Consider the following 12,430-nt stretch of genomic DNA (forward strand, 5'->3'; position numbering starts at 1 on the left):
CGGGCCGCCGGCGCCACAGGGATCAGTCATAGCTCGCCTCCACCAGCCACCGGCCCCCCTCGACCGCGAGCAGCAGGGCGGCACCATCGGCGAGGCAAACCTGGAACCGGGCCCGCCGCCGGGCCGCCGCCGGTTCCCACCACCGCTCGTCAACCGGCCATGGACCAGCCCATCCGGTGATCGCCACCGGCGGGCCGGCCCCGATGGTGAGCCACACCGGTGCCGCACTCACCGCCAGACGTGCGCTGATCACGACGGGCTCCTCGACGGCGTCCCGCACGGTAGCGGCCAGCGGCTCGGGGAGCACCACCGCTGGTGCCGGCGGTGGCAGCCGGCCCGGCCACGGCGGCTCCCCCGGCCGGCCCGGCAACCACCCCGACGTGGGGGACCCGGGGCGGGCCGACCGGCGTTCATCGCCCCACGGCACCAGGCGCACCTGGTCGGCCGGGGAGCGTCCACCGCCGAGTACCGCGGTGACCACCGCCTCGGGGCCCAGGAGACCCTGGATCCGGCTCAACGCCCGGTGCGCCCGGTCCCGCTCCTCCCCCGCCTCCCCCCACAGGCCGGGCTGGAGGGCCCCCAGCGCGACCACCCCGTCGGGCACCAGCCGTAGCCGGACGATGCCGGCGGTGGGCCGCACCGGTTCGGCACCCGACCGGCCACCGGAGAGCCACCCGTCGAGCTGCCACCGCGTCCGGTCGGCGATGGCGGCGGCGGTGAGCAGACCGTCGTGCCGCCAGGTTCGGTGCAGTTCCTGACCGTGCGCGGTCACCGCCTCAATACCGAGGCGGGTGCAGGCCAGTCCGTACGCGGCGAGGCGGTCGTGCAGCCGCTCGGCCAGTGCGCGGGCGACGAAGGCCGCCGCGTCAACCCGGTCGAGCGGTTCGTCCTGGTCCGCGGTGACCGTCAGGTCCACCGGGGGCTGCCGAACCGCGAGCGGGCGGTGATCCCGGCCCATGGCCAGCCGGTGGGCCAGCGCACCGTCGGCGCCGAATCGGGCCAGCACGTCGCCGGGGGGCAGCGCGGCGAAGTCGCCGAGGGCGCAGATACCGAGCCGACGCAGCAGGTCGGCCAGGGCCGGTCGACCGAGCGCCTCGACCGGCTGGTCGGCGAGGAACCGGGGCGTCCCGCCCGGGGGAACCACCCGGCCACCGCGGGCGGCCAGCCCGGCGGCGAACTCCCCGTCGGCGATGCCGACCTGGCTCTCCACCGCACAGGCCTGGGCGACGTGTTCGATGATTCGCTCCGCCGCCACCTCCTCACCGCCGAGGTGGCGGGCCGGGCCCCGGGCCGGTACCGCGCACATCCCGGGGCGGACCACCGCCACCCCGGCCACCAGCTCCTCGACTGCGGCCACCACCGGCTCGAACGCTCGGGCGTCCCGGGCGGGATCGTGGGCGACGACGGTGAGTCGGGGGCAGCGACTCTGCGCCTCCCGCCGCCGTAGTCCTCGACGCACTCCCTCGGCCCGGGCCGGCTCGGAGCAGACGACCACCCGGTTGGCGTGCAGTACCGCGACCGGGTCGGTGCTGGGCACCCCCTCCACCAGCTCAGCGGCGACCACCGGCCAGTCCGGGCACCAGAGCACCATCGTGCGGAGCCCGGTCATGCCGAACCGGCCAGGGTGAGCGGCCCGGGCGGGTCGGTGGCCGGTGGCACCGCCCGGAGTCGCCCGGCACCGGAACGCCCAGTGGGCGAAGCCGCCCGGGTGCCACCGGTCGAATCCGGAATCACCTGGGTCGAACCAGTACCGGGCAGCCAGATCGTCACCTCCCGGGGACGGGTGGCGGCGCCCCGCCCCCGCGCCGCCACGGTGACCTCCCGCCGCCGCAGCCGGCCCCGGCCGACACCGACTCCCTGCCAGACTCCCCGGGTCACCCGAAGGGTCAGGTCGGCACCGTCCCACCGTCCGTACGGGACGAGGACGCTGCCCCGCTGCCGGGCCCGCGCCGCCAGTCGACTGGCGACCGATGCGGACACTGCGGCCGGGACGGCGGCGACCACCACGTCCACCCCATCGATCAGCGTGGCGACGACGGTGGCCCACTCGGGTCCTGGATGCGGCACGAGGGCGAGCCGGTCCAGGGCGATCCCGAGCTCGGCGGCGGCGACCGCCCCGAGGGTCGGCACCCCGACCACGGCGCACCACGAGCCGGCCCGGGACGCCTCGGCGAGCAGCGCCAGGGCCAGGGAGGTGGCGCCGCTGTGCCGGGGCTGGCCGGCGGCGACCGAAATCGTGCTGCCGCGGCGTAGCCCCCGGTTGGGCAGCAGGCCGGTCAGCTCGGGGGCGACCGGCAGCACCCGCTGCCCCCCGATCGGGTCCGGCGCACTCGCCGGACGCACCAGACCCGCCAACGCGGCGGAACCGACCACCATGCGGCCCGCCATCGGACCTACCCCCTGTCGTGCTGTTGTACTGATCCAGCGCATTACAAATAGCTCAAGAACTCACAAAACGGACTTATTGGAGAAACTTCTCTGCTGCTACCAGCACCCTCGGCGTCGCCGCGGCTCAGGCCGCCCGACCCGCCGGGGACGACGCTTGCACCACACCCAGCGCGGCCGCCACCACCAGCACGAACTCCTCGGCGGCACGCAGTAGGTCGTCGGCCTCCCGGGCGGTGACGACCCGCGGGATGCCGGCCTCGGCAGCGGCGCGCTTACTGGCCGCCAGGGCAAAGAACCGGGCCCACTCGTCGAGCTCGGGGGCGACACCGGAGAGCAGGACCCAGACACTGGTAACCCGGCTACGCCGAGCCGGCACGGGGCGAGCATGGACGGCGAGCAGCGCCGCGGCGGCCCGCAGAGCCGCCAGGTGGGCCGCCGCGTAGCGGAGACCGTCGGGGCCGGTACGGGCAGCTTCGACGAGCCCACAACGGGCCACCGCGAGGAGCTGGACAGGGGTGCGCTGCGGCAGCACGTGAGCCGGCACCGTCGGCGCGGGAGCTGGGTTGATCGGCATGCGCTGTCTCCTCCAGGGGCCGAGGCGCCACCCGACGGACCTGATCCGCCGGCGGACCGCCGGGTCGAGTGGTGCGGAGGAAGACGCACCGGCGGGGCCGGCCGGGCATGGACGCTTCCCCACACCACACCCGGCCGGCATGACCAGCAGGTTCGTCGCCCGCCGCCCGGGGGTCGAGGGCGGCGGGCGACGCTCCCGCCTGATGGGCCGGGGCTCGCGACCGCCCACGGCCTGGGCGCGACCCGCGGCGCCGCACCCGCCCGGAGCGGCGCCGCGAAACACCACTCCGACTGTCGGAACGAGCATGCGAAGCAAACCCTCGTATCGAACACCCGTTCTAACTACTGCTGACAGTACACCCTCCCGCCGACAAAAACACAACGTGTGCCACCCGTCGCCGCACGTCGGACAGGTCGCCGGCCGCCGCGCCCCACCGCAGTCAACCTGGCGGCCGGACCGCCCGTGATCGCCGCCTCGGGCTCGCCGCCCACCGGCCACCACCGCTGGCGTGGTCAACGAAGGCGCCCGGTGCGCACCGGGAAGAATGGCCGGATGCACCCACACCCGAAAGTACGAGCGACGCAGGAGGCGCTGGACGGCGCTGGAGCACGCGACGGCGCTGGCGCACCCAGCCTGGTTCGCCTGTTGCCCGACGCCGTCCACACCGCCGCGGCAGCAGCCGCCGCCCTCGATGTCGAGATCGGGCAGATCGCCAACTCCCTGGTCTTCGAGACAGCCGACGGGCCACTGCTGGTGCTGACCTCCGGAGCGCACCGGGTGGACACCGTCGGCCTCGCCGCGGCGATCGGCGTCACCCGACTCCGACGGGCCACGCCGGAGTTCGTCCGCGAACACACCGGACAGGTCATCGGTGGAGTCGCCCCGGTCGGCCACCCCCGGCCGCTGCGCACCCTGGTGGACACCACCCTCGACAAGTACGACGAGATCTGGGCCGCGGGCGGCGTACCCCGCGCGGTCTTCCCCACCACCTATCCGGAGCTGCTGCGGGTAACCGGCGGCACACCGGCCGAGGTGGCGTGAGCGGGCTTGTCGAACGAGCCACGCCCGGTCAACCGCCGGGCGCCGGTCCCCGAGTTGGTCACCCTGCATGTGTGGCGGACCAGCCGAGCCGGGCTGCCCCGGGCACTGGCCCGGATGGCAGCCGACCCGCGCCGGCTCCGCGCGCTGCCCGGCGTCCGCTTCGCCAAACTGCTCGGCACCGGGACCGGCACCGGCTTCGGTCCACGCGACGCGGACCTGACCCGGTGGGCGGCGCTGACCGTGTGGGACTCCCCCGCGGCCGCCACCGGCTTCGCCGCCTCCCCGGTGGGACGGGCCTGGGCACGCATCGCCCGCGCCGCCGTCCGAATCGACCTACGCCCGCTCACCAGCCGGGGCGAGTGGTCCGGCCGGCGGCCGTTCGGCGACCCACCAGGCGGGCGGTCCAACGGCCCGGTGCTGGCACTGACCCGGGCCCGGCTCCGCCCCGCCCGGGCGGTCACCTTCTGGCGGGCGGTACCCCCGGTGGCCCGCGCGCTGCACACCGCACCCGGCCTGCTCGCCCGCTTCGGCGTCGGCGAGGCGCCGCTGGGCTGGCAGGGCACGGTCAGCGTGTGGCGCACCCCGGCGGAGCTGGTCGCATTCGCGTACCGTCACCCCGAGCATCGTGCCGCGATCAGGCGAACCCCCACCGAGGGGTGGTACGCGGAGGAGCTCTTCGCCCGGTTCGAGGTGCGCGACGTGGTCGGTGACCGGACGGTGCTGGGCTGGACCACGGACGGCGGAACGAAGGTGGGGACGGCATGAGGCTGGTGCGGTGGACACCGGACGACCTCGTTCGGCGGCTGGACGACGTGGTGGCTGTCTACGGCGAGGCGATGGGGTACCGCGCCGATCTACTCAGGGCGCGGCGCGGCTACATCGCCTCCCACGTCCGCCGCCCCGGCTTCCGCGCCGTCGCCAGCCTCACCTCCGAAGGCCACCTGGCCGGATTCGGCTACGGGTACCACGGGAAGCCCGGCCAGTGGTGGCACGACCAGGTGGGGCGGATGCTGGACCCGGCCACCCGCCGCCGTTGGCTGGCCAGCTGCTTCGAGGTGGTCGAGCTACACGTCCGACCACCCGCGCAGGGGCACGGGCTGGGCGCCAGCCAGCTGCGCGCCCTGCTCGGGATAGCGGAGGGGAGCACCACGCTGTTGTCCACCCCGGAGGCAGACGAGCAGCACTCCCGGGCCTGGCGACTGTACCGACGCTTCGGCTTCGTCGACGTCCTGCGCGACTTCCGCTTCCCCGGTGACGAACGCCTGTTCGGGGTACTCGGTCGGGACCTGCCGCTCCTTTCCCCCACCGCCGCCGGGAGAGCACCCACATGACCCGGCCCACCGCCCTGCCGGGGCCGACCCTGCGGACCGTCTGGGCGCTGTTGGCCGTACTGGTGCTGGTGCAGATCTGCTACCCCCTGACCACGGGGCAGACCCGGGCCCGGCTGACCGTCGCCACAGTCCTGCTCGGCTACCTGCTCTCGGTCGGCCACGCGCTGCTCAGCCGGGGCCCTCGGACGGCGGCGGCGTTGCTCGCCGTGGTCACCGGCGGCGGCTTCGCCATCGAGGCACTCGGGGTGGCCACCGGATTCCCGTTCGGCAGCTACGACTACGCGGAACAGCTCGGGCCAAAGCTGGCCGGGGTACCGCTGATCATCCCCCTCGCCTGGACCTGGATGGCCTGGCCCGCCTGGCTGACCGCGGTCCGCCTCACCGGTGGTGTGCCGGCCGGGGGCACCGGGCCGGCTGTCCGCCGAATCGCGCTGGCAGCGGTCGGGCTGGCCGCCTGGGATCTCTTCCTCGACCCGCAGATGGTCGCCGAGGGGCACTGGGTCTGGCGGAACGCCACCCCCGCGCTGCCCGGCCTGCCCGGCATCCCCATCAGCAACTACCTGGGCTGGCTGCTCTTCGCGGTGCTGGTGATGGCCGCCCTGCGGCCACTGGCCGGCACCGCTGTCGCCACCGCCGACAGCCGCGACGCCCCGATGCTCGCGCTCTATCTGTGGACGTACGGCTCCAGCGTGCTGGCCCACGCCGTCTTCCTCGGCCTGCCCGCCTCGGCCGGGTGGGGCGCCGCGGCTATGGCGCTGACCGCGGTGCCGCTGGCGGTGACGCTGCTGCCCCAACGCCTCCGGCCGACGCTGCTGCCCCAACGCGGCCGGACGGCGCCGCAGGGGCGACGGCGTCGCGCCGACACGTCGATATGAGCGATCCGGCCCGGTGTCGCACCGCCGGCCCCCACCGAGGTGGGGCGCCGACATGATCCTGTTGCTGGCGATCCTGGCCGGCGTGGCCACACTGACCACACACGCCCTGGTCAACGCGGGCCGTTGGCTGCGTCGCCCGGTCGGGACGCCGGTGCCGGTGACCGAACCGGTGGCGGTGCTGCTGCCGCTGCGCAACGAGGCCGCCCGAGTCACCCCGTGCCTGCACGCGCTGCTGGCCCAGCGCGGTGTGCCGCAGCTACAGATCATGGTGCTCGACGACGGGTCGACCGACGGCACCCGCGAGGTCGTCCGCACGGTCGCCGGCGACGACCCCCGGATCACCCTGCTCGACGGCGCCGCCCCACCGCCGGGTTGGCTGGGCAAACCGCACGCCTGCTGGCAACTCGCCGCCCGGGCCGACCCGGCCGCCACCGTGCTGGTCTTCGTCGACGCCGACGTGGTGCTCGCCCCCCACGCCGTGGCCGCGGCGGTCGGCGAGCTACGGGCCGCGCGGGTGGCGCTGCTGTCGCCGTACCCCCGGATCCTGGTCACGACGGTGGCCGACCGGCTGGTTCAGCCGCTGTTGCAGTGGCTGTGGCTGACGTTCCTGCCGCTGCCCGCGATGGAGCGGTCGGCCCGGCCGTCCCTGGCCGCGGCCGGTGGACAGTTCCTGGTCGTGGACCGGGCCGGATACACCGCCGCCGGTGGACACGCGGCGGTGTCCGACCGGGTTCTGGAGGATGTCGAGTTGGCCCGGGCGGTCAAGCGGTCCGGCGGCCGGATCGCCCTCGCCGACGGCTCACAGCTGGCCACCTGCCGGATGTACGACGACTGGCCACAGCTGCGCGACGGCTACTCGAAGTCGCTGTGGGCCTCGTTCGGTCATCCCTCGGCGGCAGCCGCGGTGGTCGCGCTGCTGCTACTGCTATACACCGCCCCGGCGCTGGTCGTCGTGGCCGCGCTGGTCGGCGGTGCGCCGGGGACGGCCGCCGTCGCCGCCGGGGCCTACCTGCTCGGGGTCGCCGGGCGGGTGGCCAGCGCCCGGGCGACCGGCGGCCGGTGGTGGCCGGACGCGTTGGGGCACCCCGCGTCGGTAGCGGTCCTCGGTTGGCTGACCCTGCGGTCGTACCATCTGCGGAAGCGACGGCGCCTGAGCTGGCGGGGCCGTCCGGTCGGCTAGGAGGCACCCATGGCGCGGATCGTGATCGTCGGCGCCGGGGTGGGTGGCCTGGCCACCGCCGCCCGGCTGGCCACCACCGGGCACCAGGTCACCCTCCTGGAGCAGGGCGACACGGTGGGCGGCAAGCTCGGCCGGTACGTACGCGACACACCCGCCGGCCCCTTCCACTTCGACACCGGGCCCAGCCTGCTGACCCTGCCCCAGGTGTTCCACGACCTGTTCGAGGCGACCGGGGCGAAGCTCGACGAGTACCTGGACCTGGTCCCGCTCGACCCGATCGTGCGACACGTCTTCCCCCGGGGTGGACCAACGCTCGATTCGTGCGCCGACTCCGACGAGTTCGCCGCCCGCGTCGGCACGGCCTTCGGTGAGCGGGCCGCCGCCCAGTGGCGGCGCCTCTGGCAGCGTGCCGAGCGGGTCTGGACGGCCTCGGAACGCGATGTCCTGCGCCGCCGGGTCGACTCGCCCCGGGACCTGGCGATGCTGGCCTGGCGGCTGGGTGACCTGGCCGCTATCGGCCCGGGCCGGACGCTACGGGGACTGGGCCGCGCCCACCTGTCCGACCCCCGGCTCCGGATGCTGCTCGACCGGTACGCGACGTACGCCGGAACTGACCCGCGCCGGGCGCCGGCGGCCCTCGTCGCCGTCCCGTACGCCGAGCTGGCTTTCGGCGGCTGGTACCTCCGCGGTGGCCTGGGCACCCTCGCCGACGCCCTGCTGACCCGTTGCCTGGAGCTCGGGGTGGTGGTACGGACCGGCGTCCGGGTCACCAGGATCGACGCGGCGGGCGGACGGGTGCACGGCGTACGCCTCGCTGGCGCGAGCGCCCCCATGCCGGCCGATGTGGTGGTGTCCAACGTTGACGCGCTCACCCTCTACCGCGACCTGCTACCCACCCCGCGACGGCTGGCCACGCTGACCGACCGCAGCCTCGCCGGCTTCGTGCTGCTGCTCGGCGTACGCGGGGACTCCGGGCTGGCCCACCACAACGTCTTCTTCCCCGAGGTCTACGACAGCGAGTTCGACGCGGTCTTCGGGGCGCCCGGGCGGGGGGTTCGGGCGCGCCCGGCCCCGGACCCGGCGGTCTTCGTCACCGTGGCCGCCGACGAGACGGTCCACCCGGCTGGGCACGAGGCGTGGTTCGTGCTGGTCAACGCCGCTCGGCAGGGCACCGTCGGCGGTGCTGTCGACTGGCGACGCCCCGGCCTCGCCGAGGCGTACGCGGACCGGATCCTGGACGTGTTGGCCGCGCGGGGGGTGGACGTACGGGACCGACTGCTGTTCCGGGAGATTCGTACGCCGGCCGATCTGGGCGGTGCGACGGGCACACCGGGTGGAGCCATCTACGGCACCACGGGCAGCCTGCTCCGCCCGCCCAACCGGGGGCCGGTCCGCGGGCTGTGGCTGGTCGGTGGCTCCTGCCACCCGGGCGGCGGGCTGCCGATGGTCGCCCTCTCCGCCCAGATCGTCGCCGACTCCATCGGCCCTGCCTGGTAGCGGGCCGGCCCGATCCGCCAACGCCTACCCGCGGCGGTGTCACGGCTTCGCAGGCGACGCGGGATGCGGGGCACCGGAACGTGGGCCTGATTCCGTCGTCGGCGCACGGCACGAACGCCGCTCCGGTGGGCCGCGAGCGTCAGCTGGCGTTGATCAGTGCGCCCCGGACGGCGGCCAGTAGCTGTCCGAGGCCGAAGCCGGCCAGCAACGCCCAGACCGCGCTCGCCATGGTGATGGTGCCCGCGGTCAGGTCCGGCGCGATCAGCCCCGCCAGCCCGGCCAGCAGCAGGCCGACGAGGGCCACCACGACCCGGGTCGGCCGCTCCCCCACCGTCACCGCACCGACCTCTCGCATTCCGGCGGAGGTCGCCCGGGCCCGCACGTACTCGTGCAGCCAGGAGAGCGCACCACCGGCGACCACCAGCGCGCCCGGCGCGCCGAGCAGCCAGAACGCGACCAGCCAGGCCACCTCGCCGAGCCGGTCGGCCACCGAGTCGTAGACGTACCCGAGCCGGGTGGTGCGGTTACTCGCCACCGCGACCGCGCCGTCGAGACTGTCCGCCACCGAGGCGAGCAGCACCAGCAACGCGCCGAGAAAGGGCCCGTCCTGCGGACGTACCGCGACCAGCGGCACGCCGAGGCAGAGCAGCACCCCGGCGACGGTCACCGCGGTCGGGGTGACCCGGAGCCGCCCCAGCACGTAGCCCCCGTGGTACGCGAGGCGTAGCCAGGCCCGGACGGGCGGGGCTGCTCCGCGCGGATCGAACCCACCGTGCAGGCGCGCCCAGGCCGTGGCGTACTGGTCCCAGTTCAGCTGTCTGCCCACCACGGATCAACCGTCGCACCGATCGCGCGGTGTCGTGGCGCGTCTGCTCACCCGGGGGTACTGACTCGCAGATTCCGCCAGATCTCCCGGGTCGCGGTGGACCGGTTGAAGGTGATGAAGTGGATGCCGGGAACACCCTCGTCCAGCAGCCGCTGGCACATCTCGCTGGCCTGCTCGACGCCGAGCTGGCGGACTGCCTCCGGGTCGTCCGCGACCCGCTCGAAGCGGGCGGCCAGAGCCGGCGGGAAGGGCGCGCCGGAGAGCTGCTCCGACCGCTCGATGGTGCTGACCTTCGTTACCGGCATCACGCCCGGGATGATCGGCGTGTCACAGCCCGCCGCCACCACCCGGTCCCGCAGCCGAAGGTACTCGTCCGCGTCGAAGAACATCTGAGTGATCGCAAACTCGGCTCCGGCCCGGCACTTACGGACGAAGTACGCCGTGTCGGAGTCGATGTCGGGCGAGCGGGGGTGCTTGTACGGGAAGGCGGCAACGCCGACGCTGAAGTCACCCGCGTCCCGGACCAGGCGGACCAGGTCCTCCGCGTAGTCCACGCCATCCGGGTGCGAGATCCACTCGCCGGTGGGGTCGCCGGGCGGGTCGCCCCGCACGGCGAGCACGTTCCGCACGCCCGCAGCGGCCAACCGCCCGATCACGTGCCGCAGCTCGGCCACCGAGTGGTTGACTGCGGTCAGGTGTGCCATCGGCAGCAGCGTGGTCTCGGTGGCGACCCGTTCGGTAACCGCCACGGTCGTGTCCCGAGTTGAGCCACCGGCGCCGTAGGTTATCGAGACGAACGACGGGCGCAGCGACTCCAGTTCCCGGATGGCCTGCCAGAGCAGCCGCTCGCCCTGCGCTGTCTTCGGGGGCATGAACTCGAAGGAGAAGGTCGGCCGGCGGTCACGGATCAGCTCCCCGATCGCCGACTGCGGATTGGGGAGAACCGATGGAAGACCAAGCGCCACGCCATGACTCTAGCGGCGCCGGGCCGCGATCCCTAGACCTTCCCCCGTCGCAAACGATGACAAGGGGTACGGCGCGGCCAACATCCCGCAACACGGCACAGTCGACACCGTCCGACCGGGCCCGGCGCGTCGCCCGGCCGCCGGTGGGTGACCGGCCGTCGCGACCGGCTAGCGTCAGGGCGTGACCTACGCTGCTCCTGTCTCTCCGGTGGACCGTGCCGGGCTTCGGCAACGCGTCAACAAAGCACTGGCCGACTTCCTGGTGACCCGGCGTGCCTGGATGACCGATGTTGACGCCGCCCTCGCCCCGTTGGCCGACGCGGTCGAGGCATTCGTCCTCGGCGGCGGCAAGCGGCTACGGCCCGCCTTCGCCTACTGGGGCTACCGAGGCGCCGGTGGAGTCGACAGCGAACACGTGACGACCGCCCTGGCCTCGTTGGAGTTCGTGCAGGCCAGCGCCTTGATTCACGACGATCTGATCGATCGTTCGGACACCCGGCGGGGTGAGCCGGCGGTGCACCTGCGGTTCGCCGCCCGGCACCGGTCGGCGGACTGGGACGGAGACGCGGACGGCTTCGGTGCCGCGGCGGCCATTCTCCTGGGCGACCTGTGCCTGGTCTGGTCCGATGAGCTGCTGCACTCCGCCGGGCTGGACCCGCGCACCATCGCCCGGGCACGGCCGGTATTCGACCAGATGCGGACCGAGGTCACCGTGGGTCAGTACCTCGACGTACTGACCCAGGCCACCGGGGACACGTCGGTCGAACGGGCCGGGAAGGTCGCCCGCTACAAGTCGGCGAAGTACACCGTCGAACGCCCGTTGTTACTCGGCGCCGCACTGGCCGACGCCACCCCCGAGGTCCACGCGGCGTACTCGGCGTACGGGCTGCCGCTGGGTGAGGCCTTCCAACTACGCGACGACGTGCTGGGCATCTTTGGTGACCCGGCGCAGACCGGCAAACCAGCCGGCGACGACCTCCGCGAGGGAAAGCGGACCTACCTGGTGGCGGCGGCGGTGGAGATGGTCGGCACCGCTGACCGGGAGGTGCTGCTCGAGGGCCTCGGCGACGCCGACCTCGACGACGCCGGGGTGGCCCGGCTGCGGGAGCTGATCGGAGCCAGCGGCGCGCTCGGCCGCGCCGAGCAGCGGATCCAGAAGCTCACCGACACCGCGCTCGCCGCACTGTCCACCGTTGACCTCGACACCGAGGCACACCAGGCCCTGGCCGACCTCGCCATCGCCGCCACCCGCCGCCCTGCCTGACCCCCGCCCATCCGGCCGGACCCCGACCGGACCGGGCGGGGAACGCCGGGTCAGAAACCGAGGGCTTGGGCGCGACGTTTGACCTCGCGGGCCTGGTCGCCGGCCAGCGCCACGGCGGCGGTGCCGCCGGGCAGGGTGTCGTCGGGCTGATAGAGCCAGCGCAGGATCTCTTCATCGTCGTAGCCGGCGTCGGCGAGGAGGTTCAGCACTCCGGGTAGATGCTTGAGCACCCCTCGGGTCGCCACCAGGTCCGCCGGCACCCGCCGGGCACCGTCTCGGCGGACCGCGATCAGCTCCCGGTCCCGGATCATCTGGTGGACCTTGCTGATCGTCAGGTCGAGGCGCTCGGCGACAGCCGGCAGGGTCAGCCACGCGGTCGGTTCGGCGGCAGGGCTCACGGCGGGCTCGCCAGCGGGTACGGAGTCGGTCACCAGACCACCCTGCCACGCCGCCCCGGCATTGGGCGAACGCCCCCACGGCCCTGGATCA

The 12,430-nt window shown here is 74.2% G+C and carries 13 protein-coding genes; 7 read left to right on the forward strand and 6 right to left on the reverse strand.

Features of this window, described 5'->3' with window-relative positions; translation table 11 throughout:
* Positions 1-22 precede the first annotated feature (22 nt).
* The 3 genes from H0524_RS11495 to H0524_RS11505 form a co-directional block, all read right to left on the reverse strand.
* Positions 23-1,609, reverse strand: coding sequence for a DNA polymerase Y family protein (locus H0524_RS11495; RefSeq protein ID WP_180198638.1), 1,587 nt, complete (start codon positions 1,607-1,609; stop codon positions 23-25).
* Positions 1,606-2,388, reverse strand: coding sequence for a hypothetical protein (locus H0524_RS11500; RefSeq protein ID WP_180198639.1), 783 nt, complete (start codon positions 2,386-2,388; stop codon positions 1,606-1,608). Before H0524_RS11500 ends, H0524_RS11495 begins: the two co-directional genes overlap by 4 nt.
* Positions 2,389-2,512: 124 nt before the next feature.
* Complete coding sequence (locus tag H0524_RS11505) at positions 2,513-2,962, reverse strand: SAV_6107 family HEPN domain-containing protein (protein ID WP_180198640.1); 450 nt, start codon at positions 2,960-2,962, stop codon at positions 2,513-2,515.
* A 552-nt stretch (positions 2,963-3,514) separates the two neighbouring features.
* On the opposite strand from H0524_RS11505, the gene H0524_RS11510 reads away from it, so the two are divergent.
* From H0524_RS11510 to H0524_RS11535, 6 genes are read left to right on the forward strand one after another with little or no spacing between them, the layout of a single operon-like run.
* Positions 3,515-4,003, forward strand: a complete 489-nt coding sequence (locus H0524_RS11510) for a YbaK/EbsC family protein (protein WP_018726784.1) — start codon at positions 3,515-3,517, stop codon at positions 4,001-4,003.
* A 6-nt stretch (positions 4,004-4,009) separates the two neighbouring features.
* Complete coding sequence (locus H0524_RS11515; RefSeq protein ID WP_180198641.1) at positions 4,010-4,768, forward strand: monooxygenase; 759 nt, start codon at positions 4,010-4,012, stop codon at positions 4,766-4,768.
* Positions 4,765-5,334 carry a GNAT family N-acetyltransferase gene (locus H0524_RS11520; RefSeq protein WP_180198642.1) on the forward strand — a complete coding sequence of 190 codons (570 nt, stop codon included), beginning with the start codon at positions 4,765-4,767 and terminating at the stop codon, positions 5,332-5,334. The genes H0524_RS11515 and H0524_RS11520 overlap by 4 nt, the downstream gene beginning before the upstream one ends.
* Positions 5,331-6,209 carry a carotenoid biosynthesis protein gene (locus H0524_RS11525; RefSeq protein ID WP_180198643.1) on the forward strand — a complete coding sequence of 293 codons (879 nt, stop codon included), beginning with the start codon at positions 5,331-5,333 and terminating at the stop codon, positions 6,207-6,209. Before H0524_RS11520 ends, H0524_RS11525 begins: the two co-directional genes overlap by 4 nt.
* 52 nt (positions 6,210-6,261) lie before the next feature.
* On the forward strand, positions 6,262-7,389 hold the full coding sequence (locus H0524_RS11530; RefSeq protein WP_180198644.1) for a glycosyltransferase family 2 protein: 1,128 nt from the start codon (positions 6,262-6,264) through the stop codon (positions 7,387-7,389).
* 9 nt (positions 7,390-7,398) lie between these two features.
* Complete coding sequence (locus tag H0524_RS11535) at positions 7,399-8,886, forward strand: NAD(P)/FAD-dependent oxidoreductase (RefSeq protein ID WP_180198645.1); 1,488 nt, start codon at positions 7,399-7,401, stop codon at positions 8,884-8,886.
* Positions 8,887-9,025: 139 nt separating this feature from the next.
* On the opposite strand, the gene H0524_RS11540 is transcribed toward H0524_RS11535, so the two are convergent.
* Positions 9,026-9,715 carry a CDP-alcohol phosphatidyltransferase family protein gene (locus H0524_RS11540; protein WP_180198646.1) on the reverse strand — a complete coding sequence of 230 codons (690 nt, stop codon included), beginning with the start codon at positions 9,713-9,715 and terminating at the stop codon, positions 9,026-9,028.
* 44 nt (positions 9,716-9,759) lie between these two features.
* Positions 9,760-10,677, reverse strand: coding sequence for a methylenetetrahydrofolate reductase [NAD(P)H] (gene metF / locus H0524_RS11545; protein ID WP_018726791.1), 918 nt, complete (start codon positions 10,675-10,677; stop codon positions 9,760-9,762).
* Between the two features lie 181 nt (positions 10,678-10,858).
* Here metF and H0524_RS11550 point away from each other — a divergent pair, with 181 nt between their 5' ends.
* A complete protein-coding gene (locus H0524_RS11550; RefSeq protein WP_180198647.1) occupies positions 10,859-11,941 on the forward strand; it encodes a polyprenyl synthetase family protein in 1,083 nt (360 codons plus the stop codon).
* A gap of 50 nt (positions 11,942-11,991) precedes the next feature.
* Here the strand turns inward: H0524_RS11550 and H0524_RS11555 are convergent, their stop codons facing one another.
* On the reverse strand, positions 11,992-12,372 hold the full coding sequence (locus H0524_RS11555) for an Rv2175c family DNA-binding protein (RefSeq protein WP_180198648.1): 381 nt from the start codon (positions 12,370-12,372) through the stop codon (positions 11,992-11,994).
* Positions 12,373-12,430: the final 58 nt, after the last annotated feature.

Source organism: Salinispora sp. H7-4 (assembly GCF_013416675.1).
Lineage (GTDB): Bacteria > Actinomycetota > Actinomycetes > Mycobacteriales > Micromonosporaceae > Micromonospora > Micromonospora vitiensis.